At 47.7% G+C, this 23,515-nt stretch carries 19 protein-coding genes and 1 rRNA gene; 1 reads left to right on the top strand and 19 read right to left on the bottom strand.

What is annotated here, in order from left to right; translation table 11 throughout:
• Both ACTJJJ_RS31665 and pruA read right to left on the bottom strand, forming a co-directional pair.
• Positions 1-194 (bottom strand): 16S ribosomal RNA (locus ACTJJJ_RS31665); the annotation flags it as partial.
• 246 nt (positions 195-440) lie between these two features.
• Complete coding sequence (pruA, locus tag ACTJJJ_RS31660) at positions 441-2,072, bottom strand: L-glutamate gamma-semialdehyde dehydrogenase (protein ID WP_440703903.1); 1,632 nt, start codon at positions 2,070-2,072, stop codon at positions 441-443.
• Between the two features lie 201 nt (positions 2,073-2,273).
• On the opposite strand from pruA, the gene thrC reads away from it, so the two are divergent.
• Entirely contained in the window at positions 2,274-3,581 is a 1,308-nt protein-coding gene (gene thrC / locus ACTJJJ_RS31655; protein WP_440703902.1) for a threonine synthase, read from the top strand.
• Between the two features lie 133 nt (positions 3,582-3,714).
• Here thrC and ACTJJJ_RS31650 read toward each other — a convergent pair whose 3' ends face one another.
• The 17 genes from ACTJJJ_RS31650 to ACTJJJ_RS31570 form a co-directional block, all read right to left on the bottom strand.
• Entirely contained in the window at positions 3,715-5,526 is a 1,812-nt protein-coding gene (locus ACTJJJ_RS31650; RefSeq protein WP_426292429.1) for a tetratricopeptide repeat protein, read from the bottom strand.
• Positions 5,527-5,959: 433 nt separating this feature from the next.
• Complete coding sequence (locus ACTJJJ_RS31645; RefSeq protein ID WP_440703901.1) at positions 5,960-7,576, bottom strand: Ig-like domain-containing domain; 1,617 nt, start codon at positions 7,574-7,576, stop codon at positions 5,960-5,962.
• A 68-nt stretch (positions 7,577-7,644) separates the two neighbouring features.
• Positions 7,645-8,547: a class I SAM-dependent methyltransferase gene (locus ACTJJJ_RS31640; protein ID WP_440703900.1), complete on the bottom strand. Its 903-nt coding sequence runs from the start codon at positions 8,545-8,547 to the stop codon at positions 7,645-7,647.
• Positions 8,547-10,409 carry a tRNA uridine-5-carboxymethylaminomethyl(34) synthesis enzyme MnmG gene (gene mnmG / locus ACTJJJ_RS31635; RefSeq protein WP_440703899.1) on the bottom strand — a complete coding sequence of 621 codons (1,863 nt, stop codon included), beginning with the start codon at positions 10,407-10,409 and terminating at the stop codon, positions 8,547-8,549. The genes ACTJJJ_RS31640 and mnmG overlap by 1 nt, the downstream gene beginning before the upstream one ends.
• Positions 10,410-10,461: 52 nt before the next feature.
• Positions 10,462-10,875 carry an rRNA maturation RNase YbeY gene (ybeY, locus tag ACTJJJ_RS31630; RefSeq protein WP_426292427.1) on the bottom strand — a complete coding sequence of 138 codons (414 nt, stop codon included), beginning with the start codon at positions 10,873-10,875 and terminating at the stop codon, positions 10,462-10,464.
• Between the two features lie 195 nt (positions 10,876-11,070).
• Positions 11,071-14,391, bottom strand: a complete 3,321-nt coding sequence (locus ACTJJJ_RS31625; RefSeq protein ID WP_440703904.1) for a DUF4175 family protein — start codon at positions 14,389-14,391, stop codon at positions 11,071-11,073.
• 205 nt (positions 14,392-14,596) lie between these two features.
• On the bottom strand, positions 14,597-15,337 hold the full coding sequence (locus tag ACTJJJ_RS31620; RefSeq protein ID WP_188939468.1) for a hypothetical protein: 741 nt from the start codon (positions 15,335-15,337) through the stop codon (positions 14,597-14,599).
• A 98-nt stretch (positions 15,338-15,435) separates the two neighbouring features.
• Entirely contained in the window at positions 15,436-16,245 is an 810-nt protein-coding gene (gene trpA, locus ACTJJJ_RS31615) for a tryptophan synthase subunit alpha (protein ID WP_188939467.1), read from the bottom strand.
• The gene (locus ACTJJJ_RS31610; RefSeq protein WP_426295888.1) at positions 16,242-16,598 is read right to left on the bottom strand and encodes a Dabb family protein; all 357 of its coding nucleotides are present in this window, start codon (positions 16,596-16,598) and stop codon (positions 16,242-16,244) included. Before ACTJJJ_RS31610 ends, trpA begins: the two co-directional genes overlap by 4 nt.
• A gap of 61 nt (positions 16,599-16,659) precedes the next feature.
• On the bottom strand, positions 16,660-16,860 hold the full coding sequence (locus tag ACTJJJ_RS31605) for a hypothetical protein (protein WP_015813244.1): 201 nt from the start codon (positions 16,858-16,860) through the stop codon (positions 16,660-16,662).
• 23 nt (positions 16,861-16,883) lie between these two features.
• The gene (gene trpB, locus ACTJJJ_RS31600) at positions 16,884-18,083 is read right to left on the bottom strand and encodes a tryptophan synthase subunit beta (RefSeq protein ID WP_426292426.1); all 1,200 of its coding nucleotides are present in this window, start codon (positions 18,081-18,083) and stop codon (positions 16,884-16,886) included.
• A gap of 5 nt (positions 18,084-18,088) precedes the next feature.
• Positions 18,089-18,739, bottom strand: a complete 651-nt coding sequence (locus ACTJJJ_RS31595) for a phosphoribosylanthranilate isomerase (protein WP_188939464.1) — start codon at positions 18,737-18,739, stop codon at positions 18,089-18,091.
• Positions 18,736-19,554 (bottom strand): indole-3-glycerol phosphate synthase TrpC, encoded by an 819-nt coding sequence (gene trpC / locus ACTJJJ_RS31590; RefSeq protein WP_440703898.1) that lies wholly within the window; start codon positions 19,552-19,554, stop codon positions 18,736-18,738. The genes ACTJJJ_RS31595 and trpC overlap by 4 nt, the downstream gene beginning before the upstream one ends.
• Before the next feature lie 53 nt (positions 19,555-19,607).
• Complete coding sequence (gene trpD / locus ACTJJJ_RS31585) at positions 19,608-20,597, bottom strand: anthranilate phosphoribosyltransferase (RefSeq protein WP_188939462.1); 990 nt, start codon at positions 20,595-20,597, stop codon at positions 19,608-19,610.
• Between the two features lie 55 nt (positions 20,598-20,652).
• On the bottom strand, positions 20,653-21,219 hold the full coding sequence (locus tag ACTJJJ_RS31580) for an anthranilate synthase component II (protein WP_188939461.1): 567 nt from the start codon (positions 21,217-21,219) through the stop codon (positions 20,653-20,655).
• Positions 21,220-21,235: 16 nt separating this feature from the next.
• Entirely contained in the window at positions 21,236-21,625 is a 390-nt protein-coding gene (locus ACTJJJ_RS31575; protein ID WP_188939460.1) for a tautomerase family protein, read from the bottom strand.
• A 12-nt stretch (positions 21,626-21,637) separates the two neighbouring features.
• Positions 21,638-23,059 (bottom strand): anthranilate synthase component I family protein, encoded by a 1,422-nt coding sequence (locus ACTJJJ_RS31570; protein ID WP_440703897.1) that lies wholly within the window; start codon positions 23,057-23,059, stop codon positions 21,638-21,640.
• Between the last annotated feature and the right edge of the window lie 456 nt (positions 23,060-23,515).

The following is a 23,515-nucleotide window of genomic DNA, read 5'->3' as shown; positions in this document are numbered from 1 at the left end:
TTAACAAATATCACCATGCGGTGCCCCTGTTTTATGCGGTATTAATCCGGGTTTCCCCGGGCTATCCCCCAGTGATAGGTAGGTTGCATACGCGTTACGCACCCGTACGACAGTGACATCGCTGCCCCTTCGCCTTGCATGTATTAAGCCTGCCGCTAGCGTTCATCCTGAGCCAGGATCAAACTCTCCATTGTAAATTTTGATTTGCTACCTAAGTAGCTTGATTCTATTCAAACGAGTTTTTCTTACTCTTTTGGTCTATCTCATCATGTCAAAGAACAGTGCCAACCGCGCTTCTTTTTCTTCGTGTCAGTCGCTTCGTTTGCGATTGGGATTGCAAAGGTAGAAAACATTTTTTCAAGTCCAACACCCAGGCAAGAAAAAAGTCAAATATTTTGAAAGTTCTTCAACGATTCAAATTATTCAAAAGCATTGTGCAATTACTCCCCGGAAAGGAACGGATATTTATAGTCTTTTGGCGAAACAAGCGTCTCCTTGATCGCACGCGGTGATACCCAGCGAAGCAGGTTTAATACCGATCCCGCCTTATCATTTGTGCCCGATGCGCGAGCCCCGCCAAATGGCTGCTGCCCTACCACAGCGCCGGTCGGCTTATCGTTTATATAAAAGTTGCCGGCCGCATTCACCAAATGCCTGGTCGCATACTCAATCGCATATCTGTCTTTCGAAAACACAGCACCCGTCAATGCATAAGGAGAAGTGGCGTCGATGACGGGAATAATCTGCTCGAATTCATTTTCATCATACACATATATAGTAAGCACCGGCCCGAAGATTTCCTCACACAACGTAACATAATCCGGTTTGAAGGCCTGGATAACGGTCGGCTCCACGAAATACCCTTTACTCTTGTCAAAATTGCCTCCTGCGACGATTTCCGTGTCTGCGCTGGACTTTGCCCCATCTATATAAGAAGCGATCTTGTCGAACGATTTTTCATCGATTACCGCATTAACGAAATTAGAGAAATCCTCCACACCTCCCATTTTGATCTCCGCAAGATCGGCCAGCATGAATCCTTTCACCGATTCCCACAAATTGGAAGGAATATAAGCCCTGGAAGCCGCCGAGCATTTCTGTCCCTGGTATTCGAATGCACCGCGCACAAGACCCGTCGCAACTGCTTTCGCATCCGCCGACCGGTGCGCGAGAACAAAGTCCTTGCCGCCCGTTTCACCGACGATTCTTGGAAATGTCTTATAAGCAGCTATATTCTCGCCGATGGTTTTCCAAATGGTCTGAAATACTTTGGTACTACCAGTGAAATGCACGCCTGAGAAATCGGGATGCTTGAAGATCACATCCCCGGCAACCGGGCCATCTACCAAAACCATATTAATAACGCCATCCGGCAGCCCCGCTTCTTTGAACACCTTCATGATCACATTGGCCGCGTATACCTGCGTAAATGCCGGTTTCCAGATCACCACATTACCCATTAACGCAGGTGCGGCAGGCAGGTTTCCGGCGATGGCCGTAAAGTTGAATGGAGTAATGGCGAAGATGAAACCTTCGAGTGGACGGTACTCCATACGGTTCCAGACACCCTCCGAAGAGATTGGTTGCTCCTCGTAAATATCCCGCATGAAGTTCACATTAAGCCGCAGGAAATCAATGATTTCACAGGCCGAATCAATTTCTGCCTGGTAGGCATTTTTGGACTGACCCAGCATGGTCGCGGCATTCATTTCGGCGCGGTATGGACCGGCGATCAGTTCGGCGGCTTTCAGGAATATCGCCGCGCGTTGCTCCCAGGTAAGCGTCGCCCAGTTTTTTCTGGCTTCTAACGCTGCATCTATCGCTTTGCCAACGTCTTCCTTCGTCCCTTCATGAAAATAGCCCAGAACGTGCTGATGGTCATGCGGCGGCACCACTTTCTGCTTATTTTGAGAATAAACTTCTTCGCTACCTATGTATTGTGGTATATCAATGGTTTTGGAGCGTGCTTCGGCAAGCGCTTTTTTGAGCTCTGCGCGCTCGGGGCTGCCTGGCGCGTAACTTTTTACCGGTTCGTTTTTAAGTGCCGGTACATCGAAAATTCCTATCGACATATTACCTGGTTTGTTTTATTGATCTACAATCTATTATTAATGAACAAAATTATCCCGCGGCACGATCCGCGCAAGAGTTTTACAGCAAAGTGCAATGCCGCAATTTATCCCGAAAATCCATTTAAAAGTTTTCAAAATAACTGACCTGCTGGGATTTTAGTTAAATTTGCGCTCCCATTTTCCGGATCAATTTATATCAAAATGATATTCTACAGTACCAAAACTGCCGACTTGAAAGCATCGCTGGAAGAAGCTATTTTCAACAGCCTTCCTCCCGATAACGGTCTCTACATGCCCGAATCCATCCCGACTATTTCCGGAGAATTTCTGGCCAATATTGAAAATAAATCCTTCAAAGAGATTGCGATCGAGGTCACCGCCACGCTTTTGGGCAGTGAAATTACAAGAAGCGAAATTGAATCCATCATCGATCGCGCATATGATTTCGAGGCGCCGGTAGTGAAAATTACCCCGAACGACTACGTGCTCGAACTGTTCCATGGCCCATCCATGGCTTTTAAGGACTTTGGAGCGCGGTTTATGGCTGCAATCATGTCCTATTTTTTGCAGCGTTCAAATAAGGAAATCCGCATTCTGGTAGCGACGTCCGGGGATACCGGTGGCGCCGTTGCACAAGGATTTTATAAGGTGCCGGGCATTTCGGTAACAATCCTGTATCCAAGCGGAAAAGTGAGCGATATTCAGGAAAAACAGTTGACGACCCTGGGACACAACGTAACGGCTCTGGAAGTAGACGGAACGTTTGACGATTGCCAGCGACTGGTGAAGGAAGCGTTCCTCGATCCTGAACTTTCTCAGAAATACAATCTCGCTTCTGCCAACTCGATTAATATTGCCCGGCTGATTCCACAGTCGTTCTATTACTTCGCGGCCTACGCACAGCTGAAAAAATTCGGGAAGCCGTTGGTGATCTCGGTTCCAAGCGGAAATTTTGGAAACCTGAGCGCAGGTCTCCTCGCCTATCGCATGGGTTTGCCCGTCGAACATTTCATCGCGGCTACAAATGTAAATAATGCGGTACCGCGCTATCTCGAGTCGGGAGCTTACCAACCGGTTGCTTCCATTGAAACAATTTCCAATGCAATGGATGTAGGCAGCCCGAGCAACTTCGTACGGTTGATCCGCTTTTTCAACGACGACTGGAAATCTGTGACTGAAAAAATTTCAGGTGCCTATTACAATGATGAGCAAACGCAAAAAGCGATGCGCGAAGTTTTTGGTAATGCCAACTACGTGATGTGCCCGCACACCGCTGTTGCTTATCGCGGTCTTCAGGAGTACCGGAAAAAAACGAAGGGTGATTTCACCGGTGTCTTCCTTTCCACGGCCCATCCGGCAAAATTTATCGACTTGGTGGAAGAAACTCTAGGAAAAAACATCGAAGTGCCCGAAAGACTGAAATCATTGCTCGATATTGAAAAAGTGTCGATCAAAATGAAACCTGAATTTTCAGAATTCAAATCGCTATTAATGAATGAGTTAAAATAGATATCTGGCAATTTAATCTCCCTGAGATTTGAATATTTGACAGAATCTGGATAGAAGTACGTGAATATTAAAACGTAAAAGGCCCCGAGTCGACAAACTTCGGGGCCTTTTCTATGCAGTAGCAAAAAATTCTCTAGTTGATCACATCGCCTCTCAAAATCCGGAAGCGCTTCCGTGACTCGGCGACGAAAATGCTGCCCGGATATTTTTCCATCAGCTCCTGGTACAATTTCATCGACTGGTCTTTGTCATTGAGTTTCTCCTGGTAGAGCTTGGCCATCGCGAATAGCGCGTCGTCGCCGTAAAGGTCATGCCCAAATTTCGAATACAACAATTTCAGATCGGCCATTGCCTGCTGGTTGCTGTCGAGCTTGATATAAGTCCTGGCGGTAAGCCAGAGGATCTCATCGGCCAGGCTGTGGTTTTCGTATTTCTTATAAAGTTGTTTCAAAGTATCAATCGCTTCGAACTTCTTGTTTTGGAACAACTGCAACTCCACGGCGGAATAAGCCTTCATAGCAGCTTCCGTACTATCGAGGCCGGTGTTGTCCATGATTAAAAGTGAAAGCTCATTGGCATCATTAGCAATCTCGCGGGTAGTGGCCTTTTTCAGGATATCCAAAACGGCTTTGGCCAGTTCAAACTCTCCTTTGAAATAATGCAGCTTAGCATTCCGGAGCTTCGCTTCATAACCCAGCACATCGTCCTTCTGCGATTTCTCAACCTGTGAGTATACCAATGTCGCTTCCCAGGGTTCTCCTTGCAGCAGGTAAATATCACCGAGGTCGAGCTTACATTTATCTACAAAATTCTTCTCGGCCTTGCCTGCTTCGATAGCGGTTTGCAATATTTCGATCGCCTTTTTGAAATCATCCATATAAAAGGCATTCAAAATCGCCATGTTACGCAATGCTTCGATCGTGCGGACATTCACGCCCAGCTCGTCGACAAGCTGCTGGTACTGGCCTAGCAGCTTTTGCACCTCACTTCTCTTGACGGGATAAGTGTTTTTGACCTGCTCCTCCCGTGCAAAAATAGCCATTCTCCGAGCCACCGGATAGAGCTGCCCTTTCGGGTATTCTTTCACCAAATGATCGAAGATCGTTCCTGCATTGTTATAGTCCAGGTTTTGCAAGGCAAGCATTCCGAGGTTGTAAAGTCGCGATCCGTTGTGCTTGAACCGGCGGTCAAGTGCGCGTTCCTGGACAAATGCTTTGTAAAAATCTTTACGCTGCACCTGATACCAGATCAGTAATTCATTATAAAATCCTTCACTGGGAAATTTCTGGATCTTATCATACAACACCTTTTCCAGCAATACCTGCTCCTTCTCGTCCTTCGTAAAGTCCTGAAGCATGTTCTGAACGACCTCGATATTCTGGTAGCGCATTCCATAGGAAAGCAGTTCGTCGATCATCTTCTCGGGCTGATTCAGGTCGCGGTAAACACTTGCGAGTTCCAATTGGAAGATGTCGTACCGCTTCGCGCCCTCCCTCGCTTCGAGCAGGATATTCTTCGCCCATTCTGACTGGTTCTGCGCCCGGAATTCGTCCGCCAGATCGCGTTTAAGCTCCGTTCGTGTGCCCGAAGCGGTGATGACTTGCTCATACTTTTTGGACGCCTCTGTGGCCTTCCCCTGGTTCTCAAGCATAATGCCCCAGTTGAGATAATACCAGGCCGCATTGTTCGCATCTCCTTTGATCTGCTTCCTGAAAAACTGCTCACCGTCTCCCCATGCCTTGCTCTTCACAATGCAGCTTGTGTAGTTCTTAAGCGAAATCTTCTCGAATGAATTTTTCAGGAAAGAAGAATAGTAACTGAGCGCCTTGGGACAATCCCCATTCTTGAAGTATTCCTCGGCCAGGTCCCGCTCCCCCTGCCCGAACGCCGCGGCCGCCCCGGAAAGCAGAAATCCTATCATCAAACAGCTCGTAACCTTTTTCATAATAGATAAAAAAACTTCTTCCTTTAGTTATTATCCTTCATTGGGGCTGTGGATTTGTGAATAAACTCCTTATCCACTGTAGATTAACACACTTATCCACAAAATGTGAATAACTTATGTGAGTTATCCACTGTAGCGATTTTTAAAATCAACATTTAAGTACTTGAAATACAAGTTAGGAAATAATCTGTTCACATTGGAATGTGGGTAAACGGCTTTAGTTGGCTACTTTTGTTTTCCACAGTTTCTAAAGTGTATCAACGTACTGTTAACTTCGTTTTGGTTGTCGGTTATCCACTGCAGGAAGAAATCTGGTTTTTTATCCACACATATCAGGGGTTATCCACAAGGTTGTTCACATTTTGACCCCTCTTACCAACAAAATTTCGGCGTTATTCACATAGTTATCCACAGACTGTAGACAAAAATGTCATTATTTTTCTTCAGGAATGGCAATGTTGATATCGTTCAACTCGAAATTGGCCTTCAAAAGGATCTTATCCGGTAGGTAGTAGACCGGTTCGGGCTGAAGATCTTTATCCATCTGCCCGGTGTCCCACCTTCTGTTCCGGTTTTTGTCAATGGTGATGCGTAAAAAGTATTTTCCCTGAGGAATATTCTTGAAAGTATAGGGCGAAACGTAGTGTGTCTCGATCACTTTATACTGCTCGTCGACGAGGTCCAGGATGAAATGCACAGAGGTGTCGGCATTGGTAACGCGGCCGCGAATTACACCGTAATCTTCTTCATTTAAAACCGGGTGCCTAAGCAGGGTTTTGGGCAATGTATCCCCTTCCACACTAATGATCGCGCCCTTCGGTATATCGAATTTTACGGTGTCTTTTGCGAACGATTTAGCATCGATTGTGAGGATGTTGTGGTTTTTATTCCATTGGTATTTGAATGCATTAAGCGGCTCGTGCGTGAGGCTGTCGGAAATTATGGCGATTTTTTGGTCGTCGATAGTCTTGATCGGTTTATTCAGAATGAGCTTGTAAGTGAAGCTACTCGTAACGGCTTTATTGGCTTCCGGAAGGGTTGTAAGCGATATCGGATCGAGCTGGCGCGTTTTCCCGCGCTGTGCCTGAAATGCAATTTTCTGTTCGAATTCACTGGTTATTCCCAAAGAATCCAAGGTCTTGAGCTTTACTAAAGTGGTGTCGGGGTGCGGCTCAACATTGAAAAATTTGAGGTTTGTTCCGTTAGGTTCTAGCAGGTAGGGAAGCGAATCTTTGTTCACGAAAGTTACTTGCACGTTCTCGATAGGCTTGCTGAAGACGACTGCATAGTTGTTTACTTTGGGCAGCGTGCGTTGGATTTTTAACTGTGTGTTGTCGGAGAGATACATATTAAGTTGATACGCCGCGGAATCGGTGCCTGCGGTGATCGTTTTATTCAGAAAGCCCATCCGCTCATCTTTGGCATTGTAAAGCATGTTGCGGTTTTTGTCGTCGATGGCAATGAGTGTATACTGTCTGGTCTGAATGTTTTCGATCGAAAATATGCCGCTGCTGTCGGTTCGGGAGAAATAGTAAGGCTTCTGTTTGGCAATGTTGAGTGTGTCGCTCACATTATAGAGTCCCACCAAAGCATCGAAAATCGGTTTGTTCGTCCGGATATCCTTCAGTGTCCCATACACACGCCCGGAGTCGAGGGAATTGCCTGTGCTGAATACAATTTTTAAATTTTTCGCGGGATTTTTTTCGGCAAAATCCTTGATCGCATCGCCAAAATTGAGCGTGTAAGTAGTGCTGTCCTTGAATTGATTTTTGAAAGAAAGGGATACCGACATACCGTTCTGCTTATACGAGTATGGGTTATCTGCCTCGGGTGTGATCACGAGTTTTTGGTTGATATTGTCGACCACCACATATTCGTCGAAGAAAAGCTCGAGTTTTTTTCCTTTAAAATTGAGGGTTTTGTTCAAGGGATTGCTTTCCACCAGATTTGGCGGAATGGAGTCTCTTTTGCCGCCGGTTGGGGGAACCTGCTGTGCGCAGCGCTCGAAGAAAAACACTATGAGGATAGCAAATACAATGGTTCTAAGCATTTTCAGATTTAATTTAAAAAGCCCCCAATACAGTGGGTATTGAGGGCCGTTTGACGTGTTGAGACTTTTCAGTTTTTCGAGATAATGTAGATCAGACTGGAAGTGTTTAATTCCTTGTTTGTTCCGGTGCGTCCTTTCAGATTAGATTGAAGGCCCGTGATGACGCTTTCAAATAGGTTTGTTTTGCCGTTTTTATATTTGGTACTGAGCATACTCACATAAAAGGAGTCGAACCACATAGGAAGGATCTTTTTGACCATCAAACCATGCCTTTGAAGTAGGTTTTTCATGGTTGCGCGTGTGAAGTGATACAAATGCCTCGGGACGTCGTAGGCAGCCCAAAAACGGCCGTATTTAGCCGCGTCGTGGGATTGCGGATTGGGTACTGCAATAATGATCCGGCCATTTGGTTTCAGATGATTTTGAAGCCAGTCGATTGTTTCGTTCAGTTTATGTACATGTTCCAATACATGCCACATCGTGATGATGTCATATTGCTGCAAGCCTAAGGTTTCTTCCGTAATGGTCTCGAATATGGTTGCCCCTACCCTTTTGGATGCAACTTCACGAGCACCGGGGTCCGGTTCTGTCCCGAAAGTTAGCCAGCCATCGTGCTTTACTGCGGATAAAAAATTGCCGGTTCCGCAGCCAATGTCAAGCAAAGTTCCCTTGGGTTGAACGAGACTATTGATCAGGTTTACCTTTTGTTCAATGGTATGGTTTCGCACGGAGGTGTACGCCTTACTCATCAGGTCTTTGGCTTCGTCGTGGTGAGAAATGTAATCCTGAGACTCGTAATATGCGCCGATCTGCTCCTCTGACGGGCGCGGATTGGTGAACAGTAAGTAGCAGGAATTGCATTGCTGGATTGTAAATTCTTTGTGCGAAACGGTATAGTCCTCCACATTCAGGTAATTGCTGAAACTGGATTGTTGGCATACCGGGCATTTTTCGAGCGTTTCTAAAGACATTAGCGGCCTATGTAAAGCATTAAAACTGATATATCCGAAGGGCTGACACCGCTGATGCGCGAAGCCTGACCGATCGTTGAAGGGCGTGTTCTTTTCAGTTTCTCACGGCCTTCGAAGGACAAGGAAGTGACCACGTCGTAATTGAAGTTGTCAATAATGGCGAGGTTTTCCAACTTATTCATTTTCTCTACAAGCAGCATTTCTTTTTCGATATAGCTGTCGTATTTCAGGTTGATTTCGGCTTGCTGCACGGAATCCGTCGCGTAGTCAGCGAGCAGTTCGGTTACGGTAGGGCTTGCTTCGAGCAATTGGTTTATCGAAATCTGCGGTCTTCTAAGAAGCTGTGCAATGGCAATTTTCTCGCGGATCGGAGCGGTACCGATGGCTTCCAATGGTCCGTTGATTTCGTCCGGTGTGAGTTTGGTTGCGCTCAGCTTGCCGATAATTTCTTCGGTTTCGCGCTTCTTTTTACGAACTGCCTCCACCCTTTCATCACTGGCCAACCCGATTTCGTGACCTTTTTCAGTAAGTCTTAAATCGGCATTATCCTGGCGCAGTAATGTGCGGTATTCCGCGCGGGACGTGAACATTCGGTAGGGCTCTTCGGTACCTTTATTGATGAGGTCGTCGATGAGCACGCCGATGTACGCTTCCGACCTTTTGAGGACAAACGGATCGAGATCGTTCACATTACGGTGCGCATTAATGCCGGCCATCAATCCCTGGCACGCAGCTTCTTCATAGCCGGTGGTACCGTTGATCTGCCCTGCGAAAAACAGGTTCTTCACAAGGTGTGTTTCGAGTGTCGATTTCAGCTGGGTTGGTGGGAAGTAGTCGTACTCGATGGCATAACCGGGGCGAAACATTTTGGCGTTTTCAAAGCCGGGGATTTTCCGAAGTGCGGCATATTGTACGTCTTCTGGAAGCGAGGTGGAGAAGCCATTGACATATACTTCCACAGTATCCCATCCTTCCGGCTCCACGAAAATCTGGTGGCGATCTTTATCAGCAAAGCGGTTGATCTTATCCTCTACAGACGGGCAATATCGTGGACCAAGTCCCTTGATGCGTCCCGAGAACATGGGCGATTTTTCGAAGCCGGTTTTCAGCACGTCGTGTACCTCCTGGTTGGTGTAGGTAATCCAGCAGCTCCGTTGTTTGGCGAGTGGTTTGGTATCGGTGTAGGAGAACTTAGCGGGATTTTCATCGCCGGGTTGCTCTTCCATTTTAGAATAGTCGAGCGAGCGCCCATCCACACGTGGGGGCGTACCGGTTTTCATCCGTCCGGCTTCGAACCCGAGCGTTACCAATTGTTCCGTCAATCCGGTAGCAGATTTTTCTCCGGTGCGGCCGCCGCCGAAGTTCTTTTCGCCGATATGGATAAGCCCATTCAGGAAGGTACCGTTGGTAAGGACGACGGCCTTCGACCGGATTTCTATTCCCAGGCTGGTCACAACTCCGCAGGCTTTTCCGTCTTCGACTATAATGTTCTTGGCGGTGTCCTGCCAGAAATCGACATTGGGATTATTCTCGAGAATTGACCTCCATTCCTCGGCGAACCGCACGCGGTCGCTCTGGCAGCGGGGGCTCCACATCGCGGGACCTTTGGATAGGTTGAGCATCCTGAACTGGATCATCGTTTTGTCGGAGACGATCCCAGACTGTCCGCCGAGGGCGTCGATCTCCCGGACGATCTGTCCTTTCGCGACGCCGCCCATCGCGGGGTTGCACGACATCTGTGCGATGGTATGCATATTCATTGTGATCAGCAGCACCGACGAACCCATCGTCGCTGCTGCAGCGGCGGCTTCGCATCCTGCATGGCCTGCGCCTACCACGATCACATCATATTCCTGAAACATATTTGCTACTTGTTAAACCACTTTAATTAAAGTGTTCCACGTGGAAATTTAACTAGAAGAGCCTAAGATACTCATCTTCTTTAGCCCTCATGGCCGTTTTAAGCGCTTCACTCGAGTCTTCGTAACCCACGAGGTGGAGAAGTCCATGAATGAGCACACGTCGCATTTCTGAGTCAAAATCGGTGTGGAACGTTTCTGCATTATCCCGTACCCTGTCTACACTAATGTAAATATCACCTTCCAATTCCTTGTCTTCCTCACTATTGTCAAACGTAATGATGTCAGTGAAATAGTCGTGGTCGAGATACTGTTTGTTGATTTCGAGCAGGTATTCGTCTGAACAGAATATGTAATTCAATTGCGAGACTTCATAACCTTCTGAAAATGAGGCGTTTTTGATCCATTTCTTCGTTTTGAGCGGATTAACTACCTTAAAATCAATGTCTTCGGAGAAGAAACTAACCATGTCTGAATGATCGCGCGCCAGTGTCCGCACAAGCGTAGCCAGAGCACGTGATATTTAAATATTTGATCGTAAATAATTTACAAACTTACGAAGTATACGGATAAGAACATGAAAAGCAGGGTATAGCGTCTGTAAGCCTCTGTTAAAAAGAGTTAACGCTATCCCCTACCCTAGCCCAACAAAACGGGCGTGCGATCAGTTCTTGGCCTGGTATTTACGGAAGTAGGTGTCTACCTCCCGTTTGTAGAATGGTGAGAATGTAGGCGGTATGGTGCGGAGTAGTTCGGTTTGCTTCTCCTTTTCGCGAATGTATTTTTCAAATGCGGCAGGTGGCTGTTTGGGCAGTTGCTTAGCCGCCTGGGCCTTGCGTTGCTCGTCTTCGTCCTGCTCTTTCATCGCTTTTTCCGATTCGAGCAGGCGGGTGGTGATTTCCTGGTTGCGTTTAATGAGTTCCGGTGTCACGCGTTTGTTTACAAGATCCGTTTCCGACTCATCCATCTTCTCGGAAATCTCCTGCAATTCCTTGCCCATTTGCTTGCCTTGCTCGGTGCCTTTCTGCTGCTCCATCAGCTCCTGGATCATCTTGCGGATCGCGGCTTGCTGTGCGGCCATTCTCGCGAGTTGTTCCGACTGGTTGCCCTGTCCTTCCTTACCCTGCCCGAGTTTCTTCATCTGGCCGTTCAGCTGTTCCTGCATTTCGCCTGCGCTGGGTTGCTGGCCTTTCTGTTTACCTTTCTTGCCTTTGCCGGCGCCGGGCATCGCCATCGCCATCTGCTGCTGCATCTGGTTAAAAACGTCGCTCAGCATTAAGGCCAGGTTGTTCATGGAGGTCATGGCAAACTGTTGCTTCGAGGTAGCCACATTAATCTGCCGGTCTTTAATACTCTTCACGCTCTCGTTCATGTACGACTTCATATCATTGAGCTCGCGGGTAACGAACGACTGGATCTGTACCACGCGACTGGCCAATGCGTACAAGCTATCCTCGACAACCTTCGCGTCGTCTTTCAGTTTCAGCTGCTGCTGGCCGAGTTTCACGAAACGCGGGTCTTGCAGGCTTACGCCCCGGAAGTCCTTCATTAATGTTTCCTGGTCGAAGGAAAGCGTAATCAGGTTTTCGAGAATGTCGCGCAGCGCATCCATGTTTTCCTGAATTTGCTCCATCTCCGCCGACTCCATTTGTTCCTGCATCGACTGAGACATTTTCTTCATCGATTTTGCCGCGTTTTTTTGCGACTGAGACGCTTTCTGGTTCTGTTGCTTGTCTAGCTGCTGCTTGCTCTGTTCCATTTGCTCAGAAGCGTTTTTTTGCTCCTCTTTCTGCATATCGAGCTCCTGTTCCAGCTCCTTGCCCATTTCCTCGATTTCCTTGCTGTTCTCCTGCGCTTTTTTGAAATCTTCCTGAATCTTTTCCTGCTCTTTTTTCAGATCGTCGTTCTTCCCTTTCTTATCGTCGCTGTTTTTGTTCTTATCGTTTTGCTCCGACTTATCAGCGAGTTCCTCCTCCTTATCGGCCAAATCATTCAGTTTTTCCGCGAGGTTCTCCATTTTTTGCTCCATCTGCATCTGCTTGAAGAGCTTCATGGTCCGTTCCAGTTCTTTTTCCAGGTTGTTTTCCTTGTTACGGAGCTTTTCGAGCATGGTCGACATCCGTTCGCTTTGTTTCTGTTCCAAAAGCTTTTTAAGCTCCTTGTACAGTTTTTCGGTATCCTCGTCCATGAGGTCGTTCATGAGCTTCTGCAACTGTTCGATCTTGGCTTGCAATTCGGGGCTCTGCTGGTTGAACTGCCGTGCCTTTTCATTCGCATCCTGATGCTTTTCTTTCAGGGCCTCCAATTCTTTCATCAGCTCTTCGCGCTTGCGCAGAACCTCCTCGATTTGTTTCTGCTCTTTAAAATCGAGCTCTTTATTGCTTTTAAGCCGATTATCGAGGTTTTCGATATCCTTTTGCAAGCTCTGGGCCTTTTTCATGGCCGATTGCATCTGGTTCTCGGTCTCCTGCTCCGATTTGCGTACTTCCGCTTCCAGCTGATCTTTGGACGGAACCGTGAACTGGATCGAGCGCGAACGGGCGCTTTTTGCGCCATTTACGCCGTCATTATCCCAAACCTGGGCATAGTACTCGATCTTGTCCCCCGGCGCCAGTTTCAGGCTATCCACATACCACTGGAAGAAAAAGCTTTGCGTATTGACAGTCTTGTTAAATGGAATAGGAATGCTCCTTGGCTGTGCAGGCTTCTCCTCATTCGCTCTTTTAACGGAATAGAACATTCTCAGCTGCGAAAACCCGTAATCATCGCTGATCGATCCGCCCATTACCAGGTAGTTATATAATGTCGTATCCTGGAAATTTTCGAGGTTCATGACCGGATATTTGTCCGGAATTACATTGATAAAATAGCCGATCTTGTCCGAATTGGTTGTTTCATCATTTTTCAGATTAACCTGATATTGAGCCGATTTTCGCACCGTTCTGCGGATCTCGAAATGATCGCCATCGCGCTCTTTCGCAGTATACAATGCCGAATCGTTCTCGAATCTGATGGCCAGCGCATTGGTAGAAGAAGTATTGAAATTCCACTCGATGGTGGTGCCTTCCGGTACCGACAGATTCCCTACGTTGTTCAGTCCCTCGGAAGGTTTGTTCAGATACGCAGGATAATGCAGGTTTACATCAAATGAGAGCAGCGAAGGCTTTTCATTCACTACAATGCGATATTCTTCCGAAGAATAGCCGGCGGCGTCGAATGAGAATGCAACATCGCGTTGCAGGTTTTTGAAGGTGTAAGAAAAATTCTTGGCGCTCTCCTGGGTCAGTTTGAAGCGGGTTCCATTCTGCACGAGGTATACAGCGGATGGAATAGCTTCTCCTTTTAAGGTGAGGTTCAATGTAAAATCCTCGTTTCTAAATGCTTTCAGGCTCTTGTTTTGTAATTCAAAAGAGAATGGAGCGTAGGTGTAATTCTTCTGGAAATGGATAATGCGGTCGGAACTGGAAGAGAAGAATGACGGATTGAAAAGCAGAATTACGGCAATGGCTGCCAGCGGATAAACGGCGTATTTCAGCCGTTTTTTATTTTCGTTAAAACGGATGGCATCAGAAAAGCGGACGATCAGCAACTGCCCCGATTTTTGCCGGATACTGGCATCGATCAGGTCCGACTGGCTGCCCGTCAGGTTTCCCAGTTGAAGCGTATTCACCAGTTTATCACCTATTTCCGGGAAATACTGCCCGATCTGCAATGCCGCTTCTTCGTCGGACAGTGGTTTTTTCAAACCATACAAATGAATGATCGGTTGTACTACCCACTGCACGAAGGAAAATGCCAGCACCGCCAGGAAGCCAAAGAACAGCATCCCGCGCACCAAAGAGCTGAACCGCCCGAAATATTCGATCGTATTGAAAAACAAAAAGACAGTCAGCAGCAATGCGATAGAGAAGATTGCACCCTTGAGTAACTGGTTCTGATAATATTTCTGACGGTATTCCTGAATGCGGAGCAACAGGCCTTCCATTGAGGTAGTGAAAGGAGCCATATGGTTTAGGTATAAACTGTGAAGTTTTTATAACGCATGCCGCACGCAAAAATTACCGAATGCCTATACGCGCCGGAAAACGGTTTTAAAAACAAAGAAATATAGCAAATTTCCAGCACATTTACCCCGGAAAGTATTGAAAAACCAGGGTATCGTAACACCTAGGGCCACCATTCAGCTCTTGTCAGAGTGTAATCAGTAAACCGGCGGATGCGTAATTAATCCAGTTGAAATTATAAATCTTGTCATTATCTGCTCCGCCTTCGAGCAAGCGGTAGCCAAGCTTGATCGCGATCGTATTGTTGAAGTTGTAGGCAATGCCGCCGAAGACGTCCTCGGCGCGTCCCTGCTTGGCCGCCAATGCATCACCTTCAAGGATGACCGCCCAATGGTAGGCCGGTTTCCAGGAAGCATAGAAATTAATGAGCGGTACGAAGCCGAGGTTGTCATAATGCGTATCGGCATACTCGCTCTTGAACCGGATGTCGGCATCACGTACTTTGGCAGTAAGCCCCGCCCCTACCCTCCACTTTCCATTCGCGAAAAAATCGTAGCGATAGGTAAGCCGGTATGAGTTGAACCGGTAGTCGACATTGAGCGGCTGACCGGGGAGAAAGAGGGAATTATTGAAATTCGTGTTCTGTGAAACAGCCCCGCGATAGTGGATCGTCAGGGGTGCGAACAATGCGGAGATATTGTGGCGGTTCCCAATCCGGTAACTCGCACGAATGCGATAGAACGCACTCCGGTCCAGTTTCAATTGCTCTGGAAGATTTACGCGCGTGCCGCTTCCGCTGGGAATTTGTACTTTATTGTAGGTGGTACCTAAAATGAGCCCGCCCTCGAGGTCAAAATTGAACTGGGCCAATACGGGCGTATATACGCTGCATATGAGGAGGATGAGGGAGCAAATGGCGGTTTTCATAGGCAACATAGGATATAAAAAAACAAACAACCCGGGGTCGGATTGTTTGTACAAAATTAATGCCTGAAGAAAAATAAAATCGGCCGCTGCGCGGCGAATTATGCGGGAATTGGCTCGGAGGAGCGTTTTACCTCTCGCACAAATGCCTTGATATCATTTTCGAGGTCGGTACTCTGCTGCAACACTCGGATGAACGCGCTTCCGATGATCGCACCGGCGGCGTGGCTCGAAGCTTTCACGAACGTGTCGTGATCTTTGATACCAAAACCGATCAGTCGTGGATTGCGGAGGTTCAATGCGTCGAGCTTTTCGAAGTACGCCTCCATGTCGCCGCTCACGCCGGATTTCGAGCCGGTGACGCTTGCAGAAGAAACGGTGTAGATAAACCCTTCGCTCACCTCGTCGATCTGCCTGATGCGCGCCTCTGAAGTCTGCGGTGTTACCAGGAAGATATTCAGCAATCCATGCGCGTCGAATACGGATTTATATTCATCCAAATAAACATCCATCGGCATATCGGGCAGAATGAGTCCGTCCACGCCCACTTCGGCGCATTTGGCACAGAATTCCTCGATGCCAAACTGCAATACCGGGTTGATATAACCCATGAGCAGTACCGGCACGGAAACTGTTTCGCGCATGTTTTTTAGCTGATCGAATAAAATACGAACGGACATGCCGTTTTCAAGTGCGCGGTCATTGCTTTGCTGGATCGTTTCGCCGTCGGCGACAGGGTCGGAATAAGGCATTCCAATCTCCACAAGGTCGGCACCGCCATCCTGCAATGCTTTCAGCACACGGGTAGTATCGTTCAGTTCCGGAAAACCGGCTGTGAAATACACGTTCAGCAGGCCTTGGCGGTCGGCATTTTTATTAAAATTCTGAAAAAGACTTACAATGCGGTTCATTCTTGTGTCCAGTAGTCAACAACCAATACTTTGTCCAGATGAGGTTCCAGGACTTTTACAAATGCTTTGTGCTCCGCGTGAGGCAGGTACACTTCACGACCGGCTTCGCTGTCGAAGCTCACGAAAAACACATGTGTGAAGCCTTGTGCCAATCCTTCGGGGCTGTTGTTGGTACCCCATTCAAATCCTTTTACCTCTTTGATTTTGGAGGGGAGCTTGCGGAAAGCATCTTCCACTTCCTTCACTTGCGCTGGCGTTGCAGAATCCTTGAATTTGAAAAGAACAACGTGGCGCAGCATTTTTTTAGGTGGATTTGAAGGTGAAACAAATGACATGGTGCTGAAAAGGACCATGGAAGCAAGCAAAAAGAGTTTAAATCTCTGCATATTTGGTATGGATTTAAGGTGATCCGGACTAGGCTGAGCAATTGAGGCATTCGCCTTCGTCGCTAAATTTCAGGCGGTCGAACTCGCCTAGTTTTTCTTTCATTTCGAGGATTTCGTCTTCCATATCGCAACGTTCGAAGAGCGATAGTTCACCTGAGTTTACCTTTGCTTCCAGTTCCTGGATCTTCAACCGCAGGTCAAAAACCTCTGGCAATGTCAATGTAGCCATGTGATGTTGTATTGAGGTGAGAATTAATCGATGTATTTCATATAAGTGCCCATATCCTTGTCGCCGCGGCCCGAGAGGTTCAATACCACCGTTTCGTTCCCGGAAGCGCCCAGACGGCCCAAAACGGCCAATGCGTGCGACGATTCCAATGCCGGGATAATGCCTTCAAGGCGCGTCAGTTCGAATGCAGCCTGTACAGCCTCGTCGTCGGTAGCCGACAGGAACGTTCCGCGTCCGCTAGCAGCAAGCCAGGCGTGCTGAGGGCCGATACCCGGGTAATCCAACCCGGCGGAGATAGAAAATGGTTCCACGACCTGGCCATCTTCGGTTTGCATCAGGATGGTACGGCTTCCGTGGAGCACGCCGGGCTTGCCCAGCGCGACTGTTGCTGCCGAATGGCCAGAAGTGAGCCCCAATCCCGCGGCTTCCACAGCTACGAGCTTGACGTTTTCTTCGTCGAGGAAGTGGTAAAATGCCCCTGCCGCATTGCTGCCGCCACCTACGCAAGCGACAACGTAATCAGGCGTTTCCTTACCAATATGTTCTTTCAATTGCCAGCGGATTTCTTCGGAAATAACCGACTGGAACCGCGCTACCATGTCGGGATAAGGGTGCGGGCCTACCACGGAGCCGATAATGTAATGCGTATCGACCGGGTTGTTGATCCAGTGACGCATGGCTTCATTAGTGGCATCTTTCAGCGTTCGCGACCCGCATGTAGCCGGCCGTACTTCGGCGCCCAGCATCTTCATACGCGCCACGTTGGGTGCCTGGCGCTCGATATCGAGCTCGCCCATGTACACGACGCACTCGAGGTCCATCAAAGCGCACACGGTGGCCGTAGCTACACCATGCTGGCCTGCGCCGGTTTCGGCCACAATGCGTTTTTTGCCCAAGCGTTGCGCCATCAGGATCTGCCCGATGGTGTTGTTCACCTTATGCGCGCCGGTGTGGCAGAGGTCTTCCCTTTTGAGGAAAATATTGGTTTTATATTTTTCAGAGAGCCGGTTGGCACGGTAAAGCGGCGTCGGACGGCCTACATAATGGCGAAGTAAATCATTGAACTCCTTTTGAAAAGAAGGGTCTGCGATTACTTGCAGGTAGTTTTCACGCAGCTCTTCTACATTCGGGTACAGCATTTCAGGAATGAATGCGCCCCCGAAGGTGCCATAATACCCGCGGTCATTTACCTGATACGACTTCTTTTCTGCAATTGATTCCATAAAAACTAAGCTTCCGCTTCTTCTTGTTCTTTTACGCGAACTAAACTAAATAACTCTTCCAGCTTGGCGATGTCCTTCACGCCCGGCTCGGTTTCGAACTTGCTGTTGACGTCGATGCCGTAAATGGGAAGGGTTTGGGATAATGCGATGATCTCCTCGATATTGTCGAGCCCGATGCCGCCGCTGAGAAGGAAAGGCTTCTCGTTATCGTACTTGCCTAGTAATTTCCAGTCGAATGCTGCGCCGTTGCCACCAGGGTTTTCGCCTTTCGTGTCGAACAAAAACAGGTCACAAAACGACTTGTAGTTGTTGAGCATGGCGAAATTGAATTTCTCATCGATCGAAAACGCTTTGATCACACTCACGCCTTTCTGACGAATGCTCCGGCAGATGTCCGGCATTTCGTTGCCGTGCAGCTGCGCATATTGCAGGTCGTATTTTTTGACCATATTCAGGATATGGCCTGGGTTTGCATTCACAAATACACCTACTTTCTTGATGTTTTGGGGGATGCTGCGGATATATTCTTCATCCAGTTCTTCACCAACAAAGCGCGGCGACTTGTCATAAAAAATAAATCCTATAAAGTTAGGCTGTAAGGCCACAACCTGCTCAATGTTGCCTTGCTGGCGCAATCCGCAAACTTTAATTTTCATAGAACCAGAGGATTTAAATTGCTATGTTGAGTTAGATTTTGCTGCAAACCGGCAAGTGCGGCCCCGGGGTTTGCAGTTTTCATGAACGTTTCTCCTATCAAAAAGCCTTTGTAGCCGTGTTGATACAGCCTTACAATGGTTTCAGCGTCTTTCAACCCGCTTTCCGAAATCTTAACAAATTGCTCCGGGATCAGCTCGCTGAGTTCGATCGACGTTTCAATAGATGTTTCAAATGTCTTCAAATTGCGGTTATTGACCCCGACGATATCAATATGCTGGCCTACACTCACAGCCAGTTCTTCCGCATTATGGACTTCCAGCAGCACTTCCAGCCCCAGGTCATGCGCCCTGCGGCTCAAATGAGCGATTTCCGAAGGTGTTAGACAAGCTGCGATGAGCAGGATCACATCCGCTCCGATGGTTTTGGCTTCGAAAAGCTGGTATTCGTCGACAATGAAATCCTTTCTGAGCATCGGGATCTGCGGATTGGCCTCCCTTGCTTTCAGGAAATCGGCAAATGAGCCGCCGAAAAAGTCAATATCGGTGAGTACCGAAAGTCCAGCGGCACCTGCATTCACATAGTCCTTCGTCACGATTTCAGGAAGCACGTCGGCATTGATAATACCTTTCGAAGGTGATTTCCGCTTGAATTCCGAGATAATGCGGGGTGTGGTAGATGATCTTAAAGCCCCGGCCAGTGAAGAAGTTTCCCGCGTAAACAATGGCTCCTTTTCCAGGTCGGAAACGGACCGCTGTTTTTTCGACTCGCTGATTTCTTCCCGCTTACGGGCGATAATTTTTTCTAAAATATTCATCTAAAAATGCTGTAACTGCAATTATAAAAAAGGGATAAATACTTCTCCGCTAACTACTCTTCAATTAATTTTTTGAAAGCAGCCAACGCTTTCTTGCTTTCGAGCGACTCCCGGGCTGTTTGCACAGCATCAGGGAGCGACAATGCAGGATTGGCACAGTAAAGTGCCATGGCTGCATTGGCCAGCACCGCCTGCTTCTGCGATGGCGTTGCGGTGTCGTTCAAAACATTCATAAAAATCCGGGCCGAATCTTCGACTGTCACGCCGCCAGACAAATCATCGGCGCGCAATGTTTGAAGCCCTAAATGAGAAGGGGTAAGAACTTGCTCGGAATGAGCGGTGATAATTTTAAAAGCACCTGTCAATGACACTTCGTCGTAGCCGTCTAATGCGTGAAGAACAAGAAATTGCTTATCCGTTTGTTGGTAAAGATAAGCAAAAAGACGCGCTAATTCAAGACTAAATACGCCCACAAGCTGTTTTTTCGGCGATACCGGGTTCACCATGGGACCCAACATATTGAAGAACGTTTTCACACCCAATTCCTTCCTTACCGGCGCCACGTTCTTCATAGCAGGGTGAAAAAGAGGGGCATGTAAAAAACATACGCCTGCCTGATCGATCTTCCGTTCGAGGTAATCCTTATCATTCGTAAACTTAGCTCCCAGGTATTCGAGCACAGTCGACGACCCGCACATGGACGAAACCCCGTGATTACCGTGCTTTGCTACTCGCTGGCCAGCCCCTGCCACTACAAAACACGATAGCGTCGAGATATTGAATGTATCCTTGCCATCACCGCCGGTTCCGCAAACGTCGATGGGGTCGTAGGCCGACAAGTCAACGGAAAGGCAGAGTTCGAGCAAACCGTCGCGGAAGCCTTCCAGCTCTTCCACAGTAATGCTGCGCATTGCATAAGTAGTTAGAAATGAGGCGATTTCAGAATTGGAATACTTGCCGGTTCCAATACCGATTAAAACGTCTTTGGCTTGCGATTTGTCGAGGACTTTGTAATCAAAAAGATGGCTAAGAATGTGTTTCATGACAGGTTTTAATGCTAATATCGTCTGGTAAGGTGGTGTTATTTGAATGCGGAGGTCAGATTTGCAACCAGTTTTGCAGCATTTCCTTGCCATGCTCCGTCAATACCGATTCCGGGTGGAATTGGAGTCCTTTCACGTCGTATTTTTTGTGTGAAAGCCCCATTACCCGACCCTTTTCGTCGACGGCCGTGATAGTAAGATCGTCTGTAAATGTTTCGGGAATAACGGTCCACGAATGGTACCTTCCGACTTTGATCTCGGAGGGGAGGCCTTTGAAAATGCGGTCGCTGGCGTCGGTGACAATGGCTGTATCAGCAATGCCATGCAGTACGTCGGTCATGTTTTCCAGTGTAGCACCGTAAACCTCCCCTATTCCCTGATGTCCGAGGCAAATGCCCAGGATGCTTTTGCTGGCCCCATACTCACGGATCACGTCGTGCATAATGCCTGCTTCTGAGGGAATGCCCGGTCCCGGTGACAAAAGGATCTTGTCGTAATTTCCCACGTCTTCCAACGAGATTTTATCGTTCCGGTAAATGTCTACCTTGTCGTGCAGCTCGCGGAGGATGTACACGAGGTTGTAGGTAAAAGAATCGTAATTGTCGAGAACTAATATTTTCATTTGATTTCGAATCGTTTTAAACGGCAATTTTATAATCCAGGACCAACTCGTCCCCTGCTTTCCCACGAATGCCCCAGTTGTGCGGTGGTGTCTCCGTGAGCGTAATTTCCACGTCGTTGGGCGCGATACCGAGCTCTTCTTCGAATTTTTGGAAGATCAGCTGATATAAATGCTTCTTCGCTTCGATCGAGCGGCCTGCGAACAGCGCTATTTCGATGATCGTGTAGCGCTTGCTTCTGCCTTCGGGATAAAAGAAATCTCCTTCATCGAGGTAAAAGAACCGGTGTGCCCGCTTGTTTTGCGGATATTGAAAGGCTTCTACAATGCAGCTGTGCAATGTGTCGGACAATTGCTCCCGGATCGCGTATAGCGAAGATTTGAGGCCATATATTTTAATCTGCGACATGGGATCTTGCTTTTAGAGTCCTTCCGCGACCTGAATAGCCTGGCGCAAGGCGGCCAGCTTGCTATTAATCTCCTGCAACTCGCTTTCGACGTTGGATTTCGCTACCACGCCCATTCCGGCGCGGAAGAAAAGCGTGTTATCCTTGCTGAGGAACGTCCGGATTGCGATAGCGTGATTGAAATCGCCATTGAAATCCATAAAACCGATAGCGCCGCCATAAATGCTGCGATTGCTGTTCTCCATCTGGTTAATCAGCTTCATCGCATTGTGTTTGGGCGCGCCCGATAATGTGCCCGCGGGAAAGGTGTCGGCCACCAATTGAAGTGGATTGACGCCTTCATTCATTTTACCAACTACTTTCGAAACAAGGTGGATCACGTGTGAATAATATTGCACTTCCTTGTAATTCGTGACTTTTACGGCGTCGCAGCTGCGGCTAAGGTCATTGCGTGCCAGATCGACCAACATCACGTGCTCAGCAGTCTCTTTTGGGTCATTAAGAAGGGCCTGGGCTGCTTCTGCATCTGCCTGGTCGTCGCCGGTCCGGCGGAACGTACCCGCTATCGGGTGAATTTCTGCCTGGCCGTTTTTGATGAATATCTGTTTTTCGGGGGAAGATCCGAAGATCTTGTAATTGCCGTAATCGAAATAGAAGAGGTAAGGCGAAGGGTTGATGGAGCGCAATGCGCGGTAGACGTTGAATTCGTCGCCCTGAAATTTGCGGCTGAAACGACGTGAAGGAACGATCTGGAACACATCCCCGCGAAGGCAGTGATCGATGCCTTTCTGGATCACTTTTCGCATTTCGTCATCGGTAACATTCGAAGTTTCGTCGGCCGTAATGTTGAAACCATATTGCGGAAAGTTCCGGTTCTTGATCAGCACCTCGATTTGGTCGATACCACCTTCCTCTGTTGTCTCGCCATATTGGTGTTCAAAAATATAGAGTTCGTTTTTGAAGTGGTTAATGGCAATGACATATCTGTAAACCTGGTAAAATATCTGGTCAATTTCGGTCTCCGTGCTGGCCGGCTGTATTTCGATGTCCTCGAAATAGGTAACGGCGTCGTAAGTCATGTGACCAAAAAGACCGTTGGTGATGAACGGGAATTTACTTTTTTCCGAAACAAAGCTCTGTGCGAATCCATACAATGCCTGGACAGCATCCTTGCGGTTAGCCAGGTCGAAGTTCACTTCTGAACCGTCCGGAAATTTCTGTGTAACCGTGCTGTTGTTTAGTTTAAACGACGCGATCGGGTCGCAGCAGATATAAGTGAAAGAGTTTTCGTTGCCGTGGTAATCGGAGCTTTCCAGGAGGATTGTATTGACGAACCGGTCTCTTAGCTTCAAATAGATTGATACCGGTGTCAGGGTGTCTGCAAGGAGCTTTTTGTGGCGTGTGGTAATTGGGTAAGTTTTGTTCAGGGTTTCCATTTGCAAATTATAATGTAAGTGTATAAAAAAAACGGCTCGCTGTCGGATGAACAGCGAGCCGTTTGGATGTATATATTCGTTCTATACCATGCAATAGCCTACTAGTCCATCTCGGAAAGATGAGTACGCCACCACCAAATAGTATTGAATAATTTCATAGTTGATTGTTGCCTTGCGACAGTTATGGATGCAAATATAGAAAAAAGAATAATTGCTGCAGTATGCTGCAAAATTTTTCTGCAAGAATTTGCAATGAAGCTATGCGGAAAGAGGCGTTTGGAGCCGGAAATATTTGAAAAGGGAACTGGAAAGATTCTGCCATACTGGCAGCTTGAGTCTATACACGCAAAAAGCCACCCATTACTGAGTGGCTTTTGTGTGTATTAATAATTGTGGCGGCTACCTACTTTACCAGGTTTGATCCAAGTATCATCGGCGGTTCGGGGCTTAACTTCT

The sequence above is a fragment of the Dyadobacter sp. 22481 genome, assembly GCF_052044875.1.
Taxonomy (GTDB): domain Bacteria; phylum Bacteroidota; class Bacteroidia; order Cytophagales; family Spirosomataceae; genus Dyadobacter; species Dyadobacter endophyticus.
The sequence above is the reverse complement of the archived record's forward strand: the minus strand, read 5'-3'. Positions and strand labels throughout refer to the sequence as shown.